Source organism: Flavobacterium sp. 245, from assembly GCF_004362055.1.
Lineage (GTDB): Bacteria > Bacteroidota > Bacteroidia > Flavobacteriales > Flavobacteriaceae > Flavobacterium.
In genome coordinates this window covers 350,347-368,771 of sequence record NZ_SNXB01000004.1, presented here as the reverse complement: position 1 = coordinate 368,771, position 18,425 = coordinate 350,347, and the positions used below count along the sequence as shown (strand labels likewise).

General features: G+C 31.7%; 17 protein-coding genes and 1 pseudogene. 11 read left to right on the top strand and 7 right to left on the bottom strand.

Annotated features, from left to right (window positions below):
* Positions 1–52: 52 nt before the first annotated feature.
* From EV145_RS10360 to EV145_RS10345, 4 genes are all read right to left on the bottom strand, one after another.
* A complete protein-coding gene (locus EV145_RS10360) occupies positions 53–1,066 on the bottom strand; it encodes an AAA family ATPase (RefSeq protein WP_133525145.1) in 1,014 nt (337 codons plus the stop codon).
* A gap of 98 nt (positions 1,067–1,164) precedes the next feature.
* Positions 1,165–2,370: a DUF4350 domain-containing protein gene (locus EV145_RS10355; protein ID WP_133525144.1), complete on the bottom strand. Its 1,206-nt coding sequence runs from the start codon at positions 2,368–2,370 to the stop codon at positions 1,165–1,167.
* On the bottom strand, positions 2,363–3,136 hold the full coding sequence (locus EV145_RS10350; RefSeq protein ID WP_133525143.1) for a DUF4129 domain-containing protein: 774 nt from the start codon (positions 3,134–3,136) through the stop codon (positions 2,363–2,365). Before EV145_RS10350 ends, EV145_RS10355 begins: the two co-directional genes overlap by 8 nt.
* A 22-nt stretch (positions 3,137–3,158) precedes the next feature.
* Positions 3,159–4,130: a stage II sporulation protein M gene (locus EV145_RS10345; protein ID WP_133525142.1), complete on the bottom strand. Its 972-nt coding sequence runs from the start codon at positions 4,128–4,130 to the stop codon at positions 3,159–3,161.
* A 20-nt stretch (positions 4,131–4,150) separates the two neighbouring features.
* On the opposite strand from EV145_RS10345, the gene EV145_RS10340 reads away from it, so the two are divergent.
* From EV145_RS10340 to EV145_RS10315, 6 genes and pseudogenes are all read left to right on the top strand, one after another.
* Positions 4,151–4,900 (top strand): RDD family protein, encoded by a 750-nt coding sequence (locus EV145_RS10340; RefSeq protein ID WP_133525141.1) that lies wholly within the window; start codon positions 4,151–4,153, stop codon positions 4,898–4,900.
* 215 nt (positions 4,901–5,115) lie between these two features.
* Positions 5,116–5,967 carry a hypothetical protein gene (locus tag EV145_RS10335; RefSeq protein WP_133525140.1) on the top strand — a complete coding sequence of 284 codons (852 nt, stop codon included), beginning with the start codon at positions 5,116–5,118 and terminating at the stop codon, positions 5,965–5,967.
* A gap of 77 nt (positions 5,968–6,044) precedes the next feature.
* Complete coding sequence (locus EV145_RS10330) at positions 6,045–6,647, top strand: trimeric intracellular cation channel family protein (protein WP_133525139.1); 603 nt, start codon at positions 6,045–6,047, stop codon at positions 6,645–6,647.
* A gap of 8 nt (positions 6,648–6,655) precedes the next feature.
* Positions 6,656–7,603, top strand: coding sequence for a GNAT family N-acetyltransferase (locus EV145_RS10325; protein WP_133525138.1), 948 nt, complete (start codon positions 6,656–6,658; stop codon positions 7,601–7,603).
* A pseudogene (locus EV145_RS10320) lies at positions 7,600–7,809 on the top strand (DegT/DnrJ/EryC1/StrS family aminotransferase); the annotation flags it as partial. The gene EV145_RS10325 and the pseudogene EV145_RS10320, both read left to right, overlap by 4 nt.
* A gap of 82 nt (positions 7,810–7,891) precedes the next feature.
* Positions 7,892–8,266, top strand: coding sequence for a hypothetical protein (locus tag EV145_RS10315; RefSeq protein WP_133525137.1), 375 nt, complete (start codon positions 7,892–7,894; stop codon positions 8,264–8,266).
* A gap of 100 nt (positions 8,267–8,366) precedes the next feature.
* Here the strand turns inward: EV145_RS10315 and EV145_RS10310 are convergent, their stop codons facing one another.
* A complete protein-coding gene (locus tag EV145_RS10310; RefSeq protein WP_133525136.1) occupies positions 8,367–9,281 on the bottom strand; it encodes a glycosyltransferase in 915 nt (304 codons plus the stop codon).
* A gap of 242 nt (positions 9,282–9,523) precedes the next feature.
* Between EV145_RS10310 and EV145_RS10305 the strand changes: the two genes are divergently transcribed.
* From EV145_RS10305 to EV145_RS10295, 3 genes are read left to right on the top strand one after another with little or no spacing between them, the layout of a single operon-like run.
* A complete protein-coding gene (locus EV145_RS10305; protein WP_133525135.1) occupies positions 9,524–10,621 on the top strand; it encodes a glycosyltransferase in 1,098 nt (365 codons plus the stop codon).
* Between the two features lie 52 nt (positions 10,622–10,673).
* Positions 10,674–11,078: a sugar 3,4-ketoisomerase gene (locus tag EV145_RS10300; protein ID WP_133525134.1), complete on the top strand. Its 405-nt coding sequence runs from the start codon at positions 10,674–10,676 to the stop codon at positions 11,076–11,078.
* Positions 11,075–12,160, top strand: a complete 1,086-nt coding sequence (locus EV145_RS10295) for a glycosyltransferase family 4 protein (protein WP_133525133.1) — start codon at positions 11,075–11,077, stop codon at positions 12,158–12,160. The genes EV145_RS10300 and EV145_RS10295 overlap by 4 nt, the downstream gene beginning before the upstream one ends.
* A 69-nt stretch (positions 12,161–12,229) precedes the next feature.
* Here EV145_RS10295 and EV145_RS10290 read toward each other — a convergent pair whose 3' ends face one another.
* On the bottom strand, positions 12,230–13,108 hold the full coding sequence (locus EV145_RS10290) for a glycosyltransferase family 2 protein (RefSeq protein ID WP_133525132.1): 879 nt from the start codon (positions 13,106–13,108) through the stop codon (positions 12,230–12,232).
* Positions 13,108–13,791, bottom strand: coding sequence for a cell division ATP-binding protein FtsE (locus EV145_RS10285; protein ID WP_133525131.1), 684 nt, complete (start codon positions 13,789–13,791; stop codon positions 13,108–13,110). Before EV145_RS10285 ends, EV145_RS10290 begins: the two co-directional genes overlap by 1 nt.
* Before the next feature lie 577 nt (positions 13,792–14,368).
* Here EV145_RS10285 and EV145_RS10280 point away from each other — a divergent pair.
* Positions 14,369–17,386: a tetratricopeptide repeat protein gene (locus EV145_RS10280; RefSeq protein ID WP_133525130.1), complete on the top strand. Its 3,018-nt coding sequence runs from the start codon at positions 14,369–14,371 to the stop codon at positions 17,384–17,386.
* 97 nt (positions 17,387–17,483) lie between these two features.
* Positions 17,484–18,347, top strand: a complete 864-nt coding sequence (locus EV145_RS10275) for a PhzF family phenazine biosynthesis protein (protein ID WP_133525129.1) — start codon at positions 17,484–17,486, stop codon at positions 18,345–18,347.
* Positions 18,348–18,425: the final 78 nt, after the last annotated feature.

Genomic DNA, 18,425 nt, shown 5'->3' with positions numbered 1-18,425 from the left:
CGTTTTTCTTTTTACCATTCATCATTAACAATTCACAATTAATAATTAACAATTACCTAGGTATTTCTACAGTTTCAATAATCTGTTTAATAATTTCTGAACTTGTAATTCCTTCCATTTCTCTTTCTGGTGCAACAATTACACGATGCTGTAAAACTGGAATTGCAGCATCTTTAATATCTTCAGGAGTTACAAAATCGCGTCCTCTAATTGCTGCGAAACCTTTAGCCGCGTTCAAAATCGCGATTGAGGCACGAGGCGAAGCTCCTAAGTATAAAAACGCATTTTCTCTCGTATTTACTACAATTCGAGCAATGTATTCTAATAAATTTGGTTCTACTCTGATTTGTTTTACCAAAGCCTGATATTCTTTAATTTCTGAAGCAGAAAGAACAGCTTTTATAGCTTCTAATTTGCCGTGATTCTGCAATAAATGCTCACGCTGAATAATCAGAATTTCTTCACTTAATTTTGGATAATCAATCGCAATTTTGAATAAAAAACGGTCTAATTGGGCTTCTGGCAAACGATATGTTCCTTCCTGCTCAATTGGGTTTTGCGTTGCGATTACTAAAAACGGAGCATCCAGCTGATAAACAGAACCATCAATTGTAATTTGACGTTCTTCCATAACTTCAAAAAGAGCAGCCTGTGTTTTTGCCGGAGCACGATTTATCTCGTCAATTAAAATTAAATTCGAGAAAATCGGGCCTTTTTTGAATTCAAATTCCGAACTTTTTAAATTAAAAATTGAAGTTCCTAAAATGTCTGAAGGCATTAAATCAGGCGTAAACTGAATTCGGCTAAAATCAATATTTATAGCTTTTGCCAACAGTTTTGCTGTAATTGTTTTAGCAACTCCAGGAACACCTTCTAGTAATACGTGTCCGTTTGATAAAACAGCAACCAAAAGCTGATCAACCATTTTATGTTGTCCCACAATTACGGTTTCGATTTCTTTTTTAATAGCAGTAACGTGCTCTAAAAGCGGTGCTAAATTTATTCGGGTTTCAAAATTCACATTTTCGTTTGTGATTTCGTTTTCTGTGATGTTATTTTCGTCCATGTTTGGTAGGTTTTCTTATGAATTTATTATTTTCTTTTTGCCACAGATTAAAAGTATCAAAATGATTTTCAGCCTTTTAATCGGAGACAAAATTTTATCTAATGTATAATTTTTTCGATCGCATTATTAATTCGTATTAAATCTTCTTCAAGACTTCCGTGATAACTTTTTCTATGTTCATTGATTAAAAAAACAAGATCTTGAATATCGGCAATGTTTTTCCCCGTTTTAAGATGCAGTTTTTTAATAAAATCGTCATCAAGTTTTGCGGTATCAATTAAATATTCATTTCGCATTTTTTCAAGGAAATAGATGATTTTCTTATCAATAATAGTAGTGTGATCACCTTCCTGATAATATAAATTCCCGATTGTTTTGGTAAAATCAACTGTTAAATTACTGAGCGGTTTTATAATTGGAACAATACGTTGTTTTCTTTTCGCATTGAAAAATATGAAAATTAAAAGCCCGAATAAACTCAGTAAATATGCCCATTTTAACGCCGGCTGGCTAAAAATATAGCGCAATGGCGAATTTGAAACCGACTCATTATTTTGTCCTTTGGTGTACCAAAAAACGTCTCCTTTTGGAATATAGGACAACACATCCTCAGCATATTGATAATGATTGTCTTTTAACAAATGATAATTTGTAAAAGTAGCAGGCTGGGTGTGCAGATAAAAATAACCGCCGTTGTATTTGACTTTTATAAAATTAACATGCTTTTTATTTTTTTCTTTGCTTTGATAACCCAAAACAGTAGTCTGTAAAGTATCGATTTTTGAAAAATAATCTTCAACGGACTGTTTAAAAAGATATTTTTTACCGCTTATTTTCGGATTTGCCACCCAGATTGATGTATTATTGTAGCGTTTCAAATCTGTTTGGGTCTCCAATTTTAAGCTGTCGAGCAAAATTTTAGGGAAAACCCTCATGCTTAAAAAGGCATTGTTTCCTCTCGATACAAAATAAAAAAGCTCTTTTACTGATTGTTCATCAATATCGCCTTCTGCAGCAATGTTCAAAAATGTACCTTTTATCCGGTAATCTTCAACTAATGAATCAGCATTGTATTTTGAATCTAAATATTCGTAAGGAGTGATGGCTGAGATTCTTTCAATTTTTTGATTCTTCAAAAGGCCTTTAATTTCATGGTCAAAAACATATAGTCCATAAGGGATTTTGTCATGTACAGAAAAAGTAGGACGCCAGTCAATTGGTTTTGGCTCTCCTTTGTCAACGATTAAAATTAAGGCCATAAGAAAAACCAGAACGCCTATGTAAATTTTGATAGATTTATTCATGGCTAAAGGTTTTTATGGCATTTTTAAATCGGTTTTCGGCTTTTAAGAAAATGGATGTGTTAATGTCAAATTCACCATACCAAATGTAATTATACAAGTAGGATAAATAAGTGAATTCTTCTTTATGAACAGGACTTTGAATCTCGTATAAATAATCTGAATTTGTTTTTTCGATATCCCATTCGATATAATGATTTTGCGCCATTACTTTCAGCAACCATAAATAATAGTAGCGAATAGCAATTCGTTTTTGATCTGACTCAATATTTTCCTTAATCAGTTTTTCGAAATCTAAAAGATGAATATTTTTCTCAGTGTCTGAATAATAAATAGTTCGTTTTTGCGAATTTTTGCCAAAAATCCATTGGCCTTCTCTGTTGATTAAGGCTTTTACAATCAGAAATATGACAACGATAACAAGTATAGCAGCCAAGGTTTTAAAAAGAATAGCGACAAAATTAACTGACGCCTCAGGATTGCTAAAAGTGAATATTCTTCTAAAAATGCTCGCCAGCCATTCCATAAAATCGTCCCAAAATGTTTTTTCGGGAGTTTTAGTCTCGTAAACAAAATCAGAGCCTTTATAGTTTTCTTTGAAATCTTTTTTAAATGTTTTTACAGGAATTGCAGCCGAATCAACCTGAATATCTTTTTCGGTGTATTTAATAGAAAGGACTTTTGGCGGTTCTTCGGTAACAAGAGAATCTTGTGCATTTGAAAAACTGCAGCAAAAAACAAAAAGTAAAATGAAGAAAATTTTATTCATTATGGTTTCCGGTTAAGTCGATTTAGGCTGTTAATTGTTGTGTTTTTTTGTAGACGATAAAAGGATAAACCAAATAATAAAATGAAATTATTCCTAACGTAAATAATATGATAAAACTGCTGAGCCAATTTGGCATATCAATAGAATATCGAGTAATAAAACCTTCTAGAAAACCCGCAGCAATTGTAAAAGGAAACGTGCTTAAGTAGATTTTGAAACTGTTTTTGAAACCAATTTTAAAAGAATTTATTCTCGAAAAAGTCTTTGGGAATAATATGGAAGCTCCTAGAATAAATCCGGCAGCGGTTTCGATTACAATTCCGAAGATTTCCATTGCGCCGTGAATCCAAATTCCTCTCACACTTTTCCAGAAAACGCCCTGTTCATAAAAGAAATATTGAAAAGATCCCAGCATAATACAGTTGCTTAGACAGATATAAAAAGTTCCTAATCCGGCAAAAAGTCCGAAAAAGTAGCATTTTGCACCCACAAAAAGATTATTCATTGTAATAGAAATAAAACTTCCCCAATTGCTTCCAGAACCGTAAACAGCCATCGGATTTCCTTTTTTTATATTTTCTAAAGTTTCATTAACGTAATTATCGCCAAGAATAAGACGAACAAAATTAGGATCATATTTTGCCGAAATCACGCCAATAGCAACCGTTGCAAAAAACAAAACGAAAGCGTAAACTAAATAGCGCCTGTATTCGTAAACAAGAAGCGGTACTTCGGTGACAAAAAATTCTGCAATTCTGTTTTTTTCAGTTCTTTTGGTTTTATAAATCTTCTGATAAATTTGCGACGCAAGGTGGTTTAAGTAAATAACTGTTTTACTTTTAGGGTAATACGTTTGCGCGTACGACAAATCATTCATCATTTGAATGTATAAATTAGCTAACTCGTCAGGATTTTTTTTAGCTTTACCAAAAATAGCTAGCTCAAATTCCAGCCATTTTTCTTTATTTTGTTTTATAAAAGCAACTTCTCTCATTGCAGGCTAAAATATAAAATATGTCAGAATTATCTATTAATACAACACAAAATGTTAAAATAAATTTTATCGCAGCTTCTATTGGCGAGCGATTAGGGGCATATTTTATTGATGCATCGATAAAAATAGCCTATATAATTATAGTTTGGCTTGTGTTTTTTTATTGGCTCAAAGTGGGTATTCTAATGGATGGATTAGATGACTGGTCGAGTAGAGCCTTGATGTTATTTTTTGCTATTCCTTTAATGTTTTACTCCCTTACCTTAGAAAGTATTTTTGAAGGGCAGTCAATAGGAAAAATTCTGCTCAAAATAAAAGTGGTTAAAATTGACGGCTATCAGGCAGGATTTGGCGATTATTTAATTCGTTGGTTTTTTGGAATCATTGATTTTTTTATTCCAATAATTTACGGACTTGTAGCTTTAATTACAGTAATATCAAGTAAAAATGCACAGCGTTTGGGCGACATGGCGGCAGGTACGGCCGTGATTACTTTAAAAAACAATATCAATATTAGTCATACTATTTTAGAAGAAATTGGAACCGCATATGTGCCAACTTATCCTCTTGTTATTAAATTATCGGATAACGATATGCGAATTATCAAGGAAACTTTCAATAAAGCAGCGGAGAAAAACGATCATGAAATCATCGCCAAGCTAACAGCAAAAATTGAAAGCGTTACCGGCATTAAAAATCAGTCAGGAAACAACAGTGATTTTATTAGAGTAGTTTTAAAAGACTATAACTTTTATACTCAGAATATGTAGTTTTTAGAAGATGCTAAGATTCTAAGATACTAAGTTCTTTGGTTTATAAAACTTTGCGATTTTGCGTCTTTGCGAGATTTTTTCATTAGTATTTTTCATTTTACAGCGAATCCTTGACATTGCTTTGGATTTAATTTTTTAAATTTAACAAGTTTAATATTTAGAAAAGGAGTATCCGAAAAGCCAAAGAGTAGGACAATTTAAACGTAAATACCATGAAAATTAAAAAAAATGCCGCGTTATTAATACTGTTTTTTGTTTCTGTTTTTTCTTTCGCTCAAGGCGGAAAAAAATTGGATAAAATTATAAAAAGAGATTATACAATTATTGAAGGTACAGTTTCTAAAATATCTGATAAAACTGTCGAATATTCATTGCCAGGAGAAACGCTTCTAATAGTTTTAGATGTTTCACAAGTTGCCCGAATTGATTTTGCAAGCGGACGATCGCAGACATTTGATGTAAGTCAAGGAAGCAGTTCGCCATCAGCATCAAATTCGGCTGTCGCTGTTTCTTCAGAAATGAAACCAAATACAATTGCTGTACTGCCGGTTCCGTATGTAAATTCAGATAATCAGGAAGGATCTGAGGATATGGCTAAATTTGCGCAAAATGATATTTATAATAAATTATTAGACAAGTCATCTAATATTTTCCCGCTTACAGTTCAGGATTTAAGAACAACTAATACGCTGCTTCATAAGGCTGGAATTGATCATAATAATGTTGATGAAACTTCGATCGAAGATCTTCAAAAAATATTAGGTGTTGATAATATCATAGCTGCAAAAATCTCCTATACAATTGGATCTGCCACAACAGCAACTACTTACAATAGCGGAAATGCAAAAGTGAGCGACAATAATAAAAAGGTCACTACAAATGATTATTCGACAACTACAGCAAATAATCAGCTTTATTATTACTACACAGTATATTTTGATATGTACAAAAATGCTTCAAAAATATACTCACAAACCCGTAAACCATTTTTGGCAGTAAAAGACAGCTGGATAGATTCGGTTCAGTATTTATTGAAAAGAAGTCCTATTTATGTAAAAAAATAAATCGAATTAATTACAACTTTATAGCTAGAAAACCTTTGTACCTTTGCTCTTCTGAACCTTTGCAACTTTAAACAAAAATGTTTCATATTTTAGATCTTATTGGTACGATGGCTTTTGCCATGTCTGGCGCTTTAACGGCAATGCACAAAAAACTCGATCCTTTTGGGGTTTTTATTATTGCATTTGTAACTGCCGTTGGTGGTGGAACGCTTCGCGATGTTTTGATTGGCAGAACTCCTGTAGGCTGGATGCGCGATATGCAGTATGTTTATGTAATTATTTTAGGTTTTTTTCTGGCCATAATTTTCAGAAAAAGATTTGATAAATTGAGAACGTCTTTGTTTTTATTTGATACAATTGGTCTTGGCGTTTTTACTTTAATTGGTCTTGAAAAAGGACTTACAACGGGGCTTCATCCTGTAATTTGCATTGCTTTAGGAACTATGACAGCCTGTTTTGGCGGTGTAATCAGAGATATTTTATGCAATGAAATCCCAAATGTTTTTAGAGAAGAAATTTATGCGACAATTTGTATTTTGGGAGGAATAGTTTTCTTTGGTTTACGAAAATTAAATCTAAATGTTGATGTTTTATATCTAGTGACTTCATTGGTTATTATTGTAGTTCGATTAATGGCGGTTAAATACAAATGGCATTTAAAGGCATTTGATCATAAATAACTTTAAATATGGCATTTACCGTAAAAATATACGATCAAAACGATTATAAGCTTTGGAACGATTTTATCACCGAAGCCAAAAATGCTACGTTTTTGTTTCACCGCGATTTTATGGATTACCATAAAGATCGTTTTGACGATTTTTCCCTTTTAATTTTTGAAAACGAAAAATTGAAAGCGATTCTTCCAGCTAATAAAAAAGGAAAATCAGTTCATTCGCATCAAGGTCTTACTTACGGCGGATTGGTTTTTTTATCTAAATTAAAAGCAGAAAAAGCGGAAATTATTTTAGATGAAATTTTATTTTTTTTGAAAGAAAACAAAATCGAAACCTTTCATTATAAACCAATTCCCGATTTTTATTTTTCGAAAGGAAATCAGGAAATTGACTTTTTTTTGTTTAAAAGAAATGCTGTTCCGGAAAGAAAAGAAATGAATCTGGCCGTTAATCTGCAAGTACCATTAAAGATTTCAAAAAGCAAAATGAAACATTTCAGGCGAATTGAAAATCTTGATTTGGATATAGTCGAAGAACAGGATTTTCAGCCTTTTTGGGAATTGATTCTAGAACCAAGATTATTAGAAAAATTCGATTCAAAACCGGTTCACAGTAAAGAAGAAATTACGCTTTTAAAACAAAATTTTCCTCAAAATATCAGACAATATTCTGTTTATCAAAACGATGAAATTATTGCCGGAATAACGATTTTTGAAACCGAAAATGTGATAAAATCGCAATACGGCGCAACTTCAAAAAAAGGTGAAGAAGTTAGAGCGCTTGATTTTTTATTCATTAATCTGATTCATAAATACAAACGAAAAGGCAAGCACTTTTTTGATATGGGAATTGTCAATGAAGACAACGAAAGCGGTTATCATCCTGGACTTTTAAAACAAAAAGAAGAATTGGGCTGTGCGGTTTACAATCAGGATTTTTATAAAATCGATTTAAAATGATACCATTTCTCGATCTTAAAAAAATAAACGAACTGTATGAGACTGTTTTTCACGAAAAACTGAAATTAGTTTTAGAGAATGGCTGGTACATTTTAGGAAAAGAAGTAGAAACTTTTGAAAAGGCTTTCGCCGAATACAATCAAACGAAATATTGCATAGGAGTAGGGAATGGTTTTGATGCTTTAGTTTTAATTTTCAAAGGCTTTTAAAGGTCACGCGCAATTCGGAAAAGACTATTTTGTTTTTATTGGAGAAAATGGATATTGCGAATTTGGAAATATGTCTTCAATGGCATCAAACGCAAAATTGATTTGTCTGGAAAAAGTTGTTTTAGGAAATTACGTTCGTTTAGGCGCTGAAAGCCAGATTATAGATACTAATTTTCATGATATGATTGATACCACAAATGGTGAAAAACAGAAAAAAACGGCTCCAGTTTTTATAGGAAACTATAATTTTAGCGGAAGCAGAATTTCGATAATGAAAAATACCATAACGCCTGATTTTTGCAGTATTGCGACTAATTCCTTCTGTAATAAAGATTATACTTCTTGGGGACATAATATTTTAATTGGAGGCATTCCTGCGAAGTTAATACGTGAAAATATTTCAAGAGACTGGGAAGGCGAAAAACAACAATTAGATGATTTTTTGACAATATAAAAATGGACTCAGATGACACAGATTCGCTAAAGCGAAGACGCGGATGAAACGGATTTTTTTAATGCATTAATCAAAAAAAAATCTGTTTTTATCCGCGTCTTTACGAAGTAAATCCGTGTTCTGTTATAATATGGATACGTTGTTTAATTTCCAATAAAATATATTTCAATAGTAATTTAAAATTCGAAGTTTTAAAAGCCAAAATCATTTCAAAATGTATTCGTTTCAAAATGGCTTTATGCTCTTCTTTTGTCTTATTTAAAGCAATCGCTTTTTTGATAATCAAATAAGTAGAGTAATTTATTTTCCTGGATCTTTCGTCGTTTTTGAGAAAAAAATGAGTTCCCAAAGAAGTTGTTGAGATTCTTTTTTTGATTAAAATTTCATCAATATAATCAAAATCATATTTTCTTGAGGCCCGAATCCAAAGGTCTAAATCTTCATAAGCCAGATTTTCATCATAACCGTCCAGATCATCAAAAACCGATTTTTTAACCATTGAAGAAACGGAGCAAATACTATTTCCACCAGAAATAACGCTTAAATAAATATCTCCGGTTTGCCTTTTTTCGATTGTCTTTTTCGATTCATCAACAGGAAAATAATAAAAATAAAAATTTCCTTTTTCATTGATTAATTCGGCATTTCCGTAAACAATACCAAGGTTTTTAAAACAGGTTTCGCCGAACGCTTTTAGCTGTAATGAAACACAATTTGGCAACAAAATATCATCGCAGGCCAGATCAATTATAAAATCGCCTTTTGCCAGTTTTAGTGCTTTATTGAAAGATTTTGTACTACCTAAATTTTTTTCATTGGCAATAAATTGGATTTGAGGATAATCAACAAGCCAGTTTTCAATCGTTTTTTTAGAATTATCGGTACTAAAATCATCAACAATAATTAACTCAATAAACGGATAATCCTGATTTATTGCCGAAAATAAACTTTCAGCGACAAACTTTTCCTGATTATAGCACAAGCAAATAATAGTTACTACTGAATTATCCTGCATATTGTTTTTAGAGTGTTTACTATTCTTATTTTTAATCTCGCAAAGTCGCGAAGTCGCAAAGATTTTTCTTTTTTTAAGTTTTATAAAACTTTGCGTCTTTGCTACTTTGCGAGCAATTTTCGTTACTAAAGAAAAAAGATTTATAAAATGATCTCGTTGACATTGAATACTTTTTTGCACATTTTAATCTATGTTTCTATGTGTTAAAAAGATATATTTGATACGAAAATAAGAAATCACGAATGATATCGACTCACAAAAAAAAGAAAATTGCTTTAATTGGCTATCGCTTGAGCGGAGGCGGTAGCGACAGGGTGATGGCAAATTTGTCAATCTTTTTTCAGCATCAAGGTTTTGAAGTCGATATTATTATTGTTTTAGACGAAGTAAGTTTTCCGTATTTGGGTAAATTGGTAAATCTCGGTTTACTCAAAAATAAAAGCAACGGAATTTTTAATAAAGCCAAAAGATTATGGGCTTTGCGAAAATATTTGAATGAAAATGAATTCGATTTTATTATCGATTTTCGTTTTCGAACCAAGATAATTCAGGAACTTGTTCTAGCTCGATTTATTTATAATACCAAGACGATTTTTACCGTTCACAGTTTTTTGATCGATCATTATATGCCGAATAATTCGTGGTTGACGAGATTAATGTACAATCATTGTTTTGCCAATGTGGCGATTACAAATGAAATGAAAACATTGATTGAAAAAAAGCATCAGTTAAAAAATGTCGTCACGATTCATAATCCAATTTATTTAGAGGAAATTATAAAAAAACAAAATGAAAAAATTGATTTAGAATTTGATTTTATAATTGCTATTGGTCAATATGAAAATGAAATAAAGCAGTTTGATAAACTTATTTCAGCTTACGCTCAATCTGATTTACCTCAAAAACAAATTCATTTTGTGATTATTGGAAATGGCGACGAAGCGAAGCTTAAAAAAGCAATTTTAGAAAATAATATTTCAGGATTTGTACATCTTTTGGGCTATCAAAACAATCCTTTTAAATACCTAAGCAGAGCAAAATTTTTAGTTTTAAGCAGTAAAAATGAAGGTTTTCCGAATGTTATTTTAGAAGCTTTGGCGTGTGAAATTCCTGTTGTTTCTTTTGACTGTAATTTCGGGCCGAGAGATATGATTTCTTCTTTTAAAAATGGCATTTTAGTAGAAAATCAAAATTGGAAGAAGCTTTCAGAAGCAATGAATTTATTGATTTCTGATACAGTTTTGTATCAAAATATCAAGAAAAATACACTCAAAAGTATTGATCCTTTTTTATTGGAAAAAATTGGACAACAATGGTTAAATTTGTTGCAAGCACGTTAAAATATGTAATGATGATTTTTCGACTTTGGACTTACGACTTTACGACTTACTTATGACAACAATTCAAGATATAACATTACTTCAAATTCCGGTTGTAGAAGATCTAAAAGGAAATTTGGCTTTTATTCAAAATGATATTTTGCCATTTGAATTCAAGCGTGTTTATTATCTTTTTGATGTTCCGAGTTCTGCTTTTCGCGGAGGTCATTCGCACATTGAACAACACGAAGTTTTAATCGCTTTAAGCGGCAGTTTTGAAGTGAAAGTCAATGACGGAATCGATAAAAAAAGCTTTTTGCTCAACAAACCCAATATTGGATTGCATTTGCCAAAAGGAATTTGGAGAGAACTAGAAAACTTTTCTTCGGGCGCTGTTTGTCTCGTTTTAGCTTCGGATGTTTTTGAAGAATCAGATTATATTAGGGATTTTGGAACTTTCTTGATTTCCAAAAAATGAAACTGCTTTACTTTGTTCCCAAAATTAAAAATGCTGGTGGCGTCGCCCGCGTACTTTCGATAAAAGCGAATTATTTTGTCGAAAATTTTGGATATGAAGTTCATGTTTTATCTCAGAATGAAGAAGATGATTTGTTTTTTTATGAATTTAATTCTAAAATTGTCTTTCATAATGTGACTTTAAACGGAAAAGGTTTTACTTTTTTTAAAGCTTTTCGAGAACAAATAAATCGACAAATAAGCGAAATAAACCCAGATATTATTTTAGTCGCAGATAATGGTTTAAAGGCTTTTAGCTTTCCTTTTATTACGAAAACAAAAGTTCCAATTGTATTTGAATGTCATGGCTCTAAATTTATCGAAGAGAAATTTCAGAAAACTGATTTACTATCAAAATTTGTTTCAAGTACAAAATATCGTTTTAAAGATTTTAGTGCCGGAAAGTTTACCAAAATAGTTGCTTTATCTGAAGAAAGTTTGAACGAATGGAATGTTGAAAATGGAATTGTAATTCCGAATCCGTCATGGATTCAGACAACAGTTGTTTCTAATTTAAAGGAGAAAAGAATAATTGCAATTGCTAGAAATTCTTATGAAAAAGGATTAGATAGATTGCTGTTAATTTGGGAAAAAGTAATCAAGAAACATCCGGATTGGACTTTAGATATTTATACGGATGATGTTGAATCTTTAAAAAATACAATCATTGATGTAAGAATACAATCAAACACAAATATTTGTCCTTTCGTCAAAAATATTGAAGAAAAATACCTGGAATATTCGATTTACGCCATGACTTCAAGAACAGAAGGTTTTCCGATGGTTTTGTTGGAAGCAATGGCCTCCGGTTTGCCTTGTATCGCGTATGATTGCCCAATTGGCCCAAGAACGATTATTACAAATGCCGAAAACGGCTTTTTGATTCCGGATAATAATATTGAAATGTATGTTGAAAAACTTTCTTTTTTAATTGAAAATGAAGAAGTTAGAATGAAATTTGGTCGTGATGCAAAAGAAACATCTGAAAATTATTCGGTGGAAAAAATAATGGAGCAGTGGGAGGAGTTTTTAGAAAAACTTTAGTTCCGTTATCGTGCAAGGTTTCCAAAACCTTGTAGGTATGTTATCTTCCACATATAAAGTAGTTTATACCTACAAGGTTTTGGAAACCTTGCAGGAATGCAAAAAACAAAAACATCCCAATTTATAAAGATCAAAAAGAAATAAAGACGGTTTTTCAGAAAGTAAATTTCGTTCGATTTTATTTTTATTCTTTTTGAAAACAGAAACCGTAAAACGAATCAATTTTAGCTTTTTTAGAAACTCAAAAGCTTTAATTATTTTACTTTCTTCCGAAGAAATTTTCCCTGAATTATAAAGAAAAACTAAATTTTCTAAAGCTGTTTTTGTCTTCTTCAAAAAGAATTCGGAAGTTTCTAAATTCAGATGAAAAGTTGGATTTTCGATTTGAGAAATTCTGAAATTGTTCTTTCTTAAAATAGAGAAAAAACACAAATCTTCATAGCCATATTTTGTAATAGAATCGTCGAAAGGATATTGTAGAAAAATTTCTTTTTTAATCAATAAATTAGAAGTCAAAATTGACACAGTTTCTCTTTTTTGACCGTAAATCCAACGTAAAAGTTGTTCTTTTTCTGGCTTTTTATCTTCATAAATAATACCGCCAAAAATGATTTTTTCCTCGGAATTTGAAATTGTAGAAATATAGTTTTGAATAAAATTGTCTTTCGCAGGAAATGTATCGCAATCTAAAATTAACAGCCAATCGTATTTTGCTTTTTGAGCTAATAAATTGATGTTTTTTCCCCTTCCTAAATTGATCTCATTTATAAAAAAGGAACAATCATAAAAAGAGTTAATTTCTTGGTTTAGAGTATTTTCATTTGAATTTGAAGCGTCGTCCTGACATAGAATTTCAAAAGCAATTCCGAATAAATTACATTGCTTTACAAGTTCTTCAACAAGAGGAAAAGCATTATAATGATAAACCGGAATTAAAATGGAAAGCATTACACCGAACGTTGCACCACTTCGAAGATTCTTTCATCCTCGCACTTCAATGTTTTTGATGGAAATTTCATCAACAAAGCATAATCGTGCGTAGCCATGATAACCGTTTTACCAAGAGCATTAATGTTTTTTAATACTTCAAGAACTTCAGAACTCGTTTGTGGATCAAGGTTTCCTGTTGGTTCATCGGCCAAAATAAATTCAGGATCATTAAGCAAAGCACGAGCAATTGCAACACGCTGTTGTTCACCGCCAGAAAGCTGATGAGGCATTTTATTAACGAAATCTTTCATGCCAACTTTATCTAGAACTTCGTCAATTTTGCGTTCCATTCCTTCTTTGTCCACCCATCCTGTTGCTTTTAGAACAAAAAGCATATTGTCTTTTACGGAGCGATCTGGAAGCAATTTGAAATCCTGAAATACAATCCCGATTTTACGTCTTAAATACGGAATGTCATTTTCTTTTAAAGTTGCCAAATCAAATTCAACTATATGACCTTCACCTTCTGTAAGAGGCAAATCTGCGTATAAAGTTTTTAAGAAACTACTTTTTCCGGAACCTGTTTTCCCAATGATGTAGATAAATTCACCATGTTCAACATCTAAATTAATATGAGATATAATTTTTCTTCCTTCTTGATATATAGTGACTTCTTTAAGAGACAGTACGGTTTGTGACATAATAAAATTGATTTGATTGGTAAAAGTAATAAGATAACGGTTGGATTCAAAATAAATTTCAATCATTTCTTATAAAATATTAAAATGAGAATTTTCACCATATAAGCCATGCAAGGCCATTTTAGCAGATAGTGGAAAAGATTTTATTGCGAAAAATTTTCACCATATAAGTGATATAAGTTCATTTTAATGGAATTTGATATAAGTTTTTAGTTCGAAAAACTTATATGACCTTCGGAGTTGCATAAGTTGCTAAAAACGGCTAGCTTATAATTACTTATATGACTTATATGGTGAAAAATCGCTATTACGAATAAGAGTAATTATATTGCTAAAAATCTCTAACTTATAATTACTTATATGACTTATATGGTGGAAAATCGCTATTACGAATAAGAGTAATTATATTGCTAAAAACACCTAGTTTATAATTACTTATATGACTTATATGGTTGAAAAATACCATTTCAGAAGCTGTTAAATAACGCTTGTTAAATTTTTTGTTCATAATAAATGCGCGAAACGTTTCGTTATAAACGGTATAAAATGATAAATTTGAATACTAAATATAATTAAAATGCGTAGACTTTCCTGGTTCTTATTATTCCAAATTATCCTCCTTTCGACCACGGTTTCGGCACAAAAATCAGCAATATATACATATGATTTAAAAGATTTTGATAAAGCCTTGTCTTTATACAATGATAAGCAATACAAGTCGGCACAACATATTTTTGAATATGTAAAAAATAATACGGCGCCAACTGAAGAAGTGAAATCTGACTGTGCTTACTATATAGCAAACTGTGCTATTAGAACCAATCAGCCAAATGCTGATGCTTTGATGGAAAAATTTGTTGACGATTATCCAACAAGTACAAAACAAAATCAAGCTTATATTGAAGTTGCTCAATATTTCTTCGAACAAGGAAATTATCCAAAAGCTTTGCAATGGTTTGATAAGGTTGACGAAAGTTATATGAGTAAATCCGATTCGGATAAATTTAATTTCCAAAAAGGGTACAGCTATTTTACTGCAAAAAAGAAAAAAGAAGCCACAACGTATTTCAATAAAGTCGTAAATTCTCCTGAATTTGGTTCGCAAGCCAAATATTATTTAGGATTTATGGCGTATGAAGGCGACGATTATAAAGAAGCAACCAAATATTTTGATGAAGTTTCAGGAGAAGAAAAATACAAAGAAAAGCTTTCGTATTATCAGGCCGATATGAATTTCAAACTAGGAAATTTCCAAAAAGCAATTGATTTGGGCCAAAAAGCAATGGGAAAATCCAATGAAATTGAAAAATCAGAATTGAATAAAATTATTGGAGAAAGTTATTTCAATTTAAAACAATATGGAAAAGCGATTCCGTTTTTAGAACAATATGCCGGTAAAAAAGGAAAATGGAATAATACCGATTTCTACCAATTGGGTTATGCGTATTATGAACAAAAAGAATACGAAAAAGCGATTTCTCAGTTCAATAAAATCATTGAAGGAAAAGATTTCGTTGCTCAAAATGCCTATTACCATTTAGGTTTAAGTTATTTAAATACAGGCAAAAAACAAGAAGCTTTGAATGCTTTTAAAAATGCTTCTGAAATGGAATTCAATGCTCAAATTCAGGAAGATGCTGCGTTGAATTATGCAAAATTGAGTTATGAAATTGGAAATGCTTACCAAACTGTTCCTGGAATTTTGCTTGATTTCTTAAAAAAATACCCTAACAATTCAAGCAAAGCCGAAGTTGAAAAATTATTAGTTGATTCTTATATTTCGACTAAAAATTATAAAGAAGCTTTGGTTTTATTAGAAAAAAACAGATCGGCTGAAAATAAAGCGGCATATCAAAAAGTGTTGTTTTACAGAGGATTGGAATTGTACAATGAATCTAATTATACCGAAGCTGGAAAAATGTTCAAAAGCGCCATCAGCGAACAAAAAACACCTGAATTTACTGCACGCGCAACTTTCTGGAAAGCAGAAACTGAATATTTAAATGACGATATGCAAAATGCATTATTGACTTACAAGCAATTTGCAGGTCAAGCAGCGGCAAAATCGACAGAAGAGTATAAAAACATCAATTATAATATTGGTTATACGTATTTTAAATTGAAAGAATACGATCAGGCAGCAAACTCATTTCAGGCACAAATTGATAATTCACCATCAGATAAAGTTCGTTTAAACGATTCTTATTTACGTTTGGGAGATTGTCGTTTTGTGACTTCAAAATACAGCGCAGCAAACGAAGCATACGCAAAAGCGATTGCTGCAAAAGGTGTTGATGCTGATTATGCGCAGTTTCAAAAAGCACTTTCTTACGGATTCATGTCAAATAATGCGAAGAAAGTGGAAGAATTGAACAACTTTATTCAGATGTACAAAAAATCATCTTACCGTGATGATGCTTTATTTGAATTAGGAAACACTTATGTTGCAGAAAAGAAAAATGATCAGGCGATAAAAACGTATGAGCAATTAATTTCAGAGTTTAAAGAAGGATCTTTTACCTCTAAAGCAATTCTAAAACAAGGTTTGATTTATTATAATTCAGATCGCGATGAATTGGCTTTAGCGAAATTTAAAAAAGTAGCTGCAGAATTTCCAAAAAGTCCAGAGGCTTTAGAAGCTGTTTCGACCGCAAGATTAATTTATGTTGATTCAGGAAAAGTAGATGAATATGCAACCTGGGTTAGAACACTGGATTTCGTTTCGGTTACAGATGCAGAATTGGATAATGATACTTATGATGCCGCTTTTAAGCAATACAGCCAAAATAATAGCAAAGCTGCAATTACTGGTTTTACTGGTTATGTGAGCAAATTCTCCTCTGGATTGCATGCTTTAGAAGCTAATTTTTATTTGGCACAACTGTATTATGCTGATGGATCAGAAATGAAATCGGTTTCAAATTATCTATATGTAATTGATCAGCCAAGAAATGAATTTACAGAACAAGCATTGAACAGATTAGCTCAGATTTTCTTAAAAGCAAAAGATTGTGATAAAGCGATTCCAGTTTTAGTCCGTTTAGAAAAGGAAGCTGATTTTCCTCAGAATAAAACTTTTGCTCAAGCAAACTTGATGAAATGTTATTACGACAAAAAAGATTATGATAATTCGGTTATTGCTGCTGAAAAAGTTTTAGAAAACCCAAAATCAGATGCAGGAGTTAAAGCCGATGCACAGATTATTGTTGCCCGCGCCGCAATGCAGACAGGAAATGAAGACAAAGCAAAAACGGCTTATGCTAAACTTTCGGCAACGTCAAAAGGAGAATTAGCTGCCGAAGCGCTTTACTATGACGCCTATTTTAAAACTAAAGAAGGAAAATTTGATGCGTCGAATGTTTCTGTACAAAAACTGGCAAAAAGTTATTCGGCTTACAAATATTACGGAGCGAAAGGTTTGGTCTTAATGGCTAAAAACTTTTACGGATTAAAAGACAGCTATCAGGCAACTTACATTTTAGATAATGTAATAAACAATTTTACAGATTATCCAGATGTTGTTGAAGAAGCAAAAAGAGAATTGAGCGCGATTAAATTAGAAGAGTCTAAAACGAATTCGTCGATTAATAAATAAGAATAAAGAAGCAAGAATAAAGAAGCAAGAAGCAAGAAGCAGGAAATCTATTGTCTTGCATCTTGCATCTTTTCTCTAAAAAAAAAAAACAAGAACAATGAGTTTACCTTTTTATATAGTTGATGTTTTTGCCGATAAAAAATATGCCGGAAATCAGTTGGCAGTTTTTATGGATGCAGGAAATTTGAGTTCAGAAGAAATGCAGCAAATCGCGCGCGAAATTAATTTTGCCGAAAGCACTTTTGTTACCAAACTTGACAAGGAAAATAATAAAGCAGAGATTAGAATATTTACTCCGGCTCATGAAATGCAGTTTGCAGGTCATCCGATAATTGGGACTTCATGGGTTTTGATGAACAAAATTTTTGAAAATTCAACAAACGAAATTAAACTAGAAGTTCCGATTGGGCCAATTGCGATTCATAAATCGGATGATTTGATTTGGTTAAAAGCAGCGCAGCCAAAATTTTGGGATGTTTTTTCGAAAGAGGACTTTACGTTATTCAGTAATTTGAAAGTGAGTGATTTTGAAAACCAATTTCCAATTCAGGAAGTTACGACAGGAAGTGCTTTTGTAATGGTTGGACTGAGCAGTAAAAAAGCTTTAGAAAACTTGGCTTTAGATAAAGACAAAGCAGATCAGTGGATGAAAAATCATTGTAAAACAGATCATAGAGGCTTGTATTTTTATTATCTGGAAGGTTCAAAACTTTTTAGCCGAATGTTATGCGTTGAGCATAATCAATTGGTAGAAGATGCCGCAACAGGAAGCGCAAGTACTTGTTTGCAAGCTTTTCTTTTAAAATATCACATACCTCAATTTGAATTGATTAATTATCAGGGAGATTATATTGGACGTCCGTCACAGATTTATTTTAAAGGAAAACTAACCGATACTAATTTTGATATTAAAATAGGCGGGAAAGCGCAGTTTGTTGCTAAAGGCGAGTGGGAAGCTTAGATTTTAGAAAATAGAGAAAAGAACAAAGAAGAAAGATATTAGAAAATAGAAGAAAGATTAAAGAGTCAAGAAATTGAA

Excerpts from the sequence above, each read along its gene's own strand:
- EV145_RS10360 (WP_133525145.1), bottom strand. The coding sequence starts at position 1,066 with ATGGACGAAAATAACATCACAGAAAACGAAATCACAAACGAAAATGTG.
- EV145_RS10355 (WP_133525144.1), bottom strand. The coding sequence starts at position 2,370 with ATGAATAAATCTATCAAAATTTACATAGGCGTTCTGGTTTTTCTTATG.
- EV145_RS10350 (WP_133525143.1), bottom strand. The coding sequence starts at position 3,136 with ATGAATAAAATTTTCTTCATTTTACTTTTTGTTTTTTGCTGCAGTTTT.
- EV145_RS10345 (WP_133525142.1), bottom strand. The coding sequence starts at position 4,130 with ATGAGAGAAGTTGCTTTTATAAAACAAAATAAAGAAAAATGGCTGGAA.
- EV145_RS10340 (WP_133525141.1), top strand. The coding sequence starts at position 4,151 with ATGTCAGAATTATCTATTAATACAACACAAAATGTTAAAATAAATTTT.
- EV145_RS10335 (WP_133525140.1), top strand. The coding sequence starts at position 5,116 with ATGAAAATTAAAAAAAATGCCGCGTTATTAATACTGTTTTTTGTTTCT.
- EV145_RS10330 (WP_133525139.1), top strand. The coding sequence starts at position 6,045 with ATGTTTCATATTTTAGATCTTATTGGTACGATGGCTTTTGCCATGTCT.
- EV145_RS10325 (WP_133525138.1), top strand. The coding sequence starts at position 6,656 with ATGGCATTTACCGTAAAAATATACGATCAAAACGATTATAAGCTTTGG.
- EV145_RS10315 (WP_133525137.1), top strand. The coding sequence starts at position 7,892 with ATGGCATCAAACGCAAAATTGATTTGTCTGGAAAAAGTTGTTTTAGGA.
- EV145_RS10310 (WP_133525136.1), bottom strand. The coding sequence starts at position 9,281 with ATGCAGGATAATTCAGTAGTAACTATTATTTGCTTGTGCTATAATCAG.
- EV145_RS10305 (WP_133525135.1), top strand. The coding sequence starts at position 9,524 with ATGATATCGACTCACAAAAAAAAGAAAATTGCTTTAATTGGCTATCGC.
- EV145_RS10300 (WP_133525134.1), top strand. The coding sequence starts at position 10,674 with ATGACAACAATTCAAGATATAACATTACTTCAAATTCCGGTTGTAGAA.
- EV145_RS10295 (WP_133525133.1), top strand. The coding sequence starts at position 11,075 with ATGAAACTGCTTTACTTTGTTCCCAAAATTAAAAATGCTGGTGGCGTC.
- EV145_RS10290 (WP_133525132.1), bottom strand. The coding sequence starts at position 13,108 with ATGCTTTCCATTTTAATTCCGGTTTATCATTATAATGCTTTTCCTCTT.
- EV145_RS10285 (WP_133525131.1), bottom strand. The coding sequence starts at position 13,791 with ATGTCACAAACCGTACTGTCTCTTAAAGAAGTCACTATATATCAAGAA.
- EV145_RS10280 (WP_133525130.1), top strand. The coding sequence starts at position 14,369 with ATGCGTAGACTTTCCTGGTTCTTATTATTCCAAATTATCCTCCTTTCG.
- EV145_RS10275 (WP_133525129.1), top strand. The coding sequence starts at position 17,484 with ATGAGTTTACCTTTTTATATAGTTGATGTTTTTGCCGATAAAAAATAT.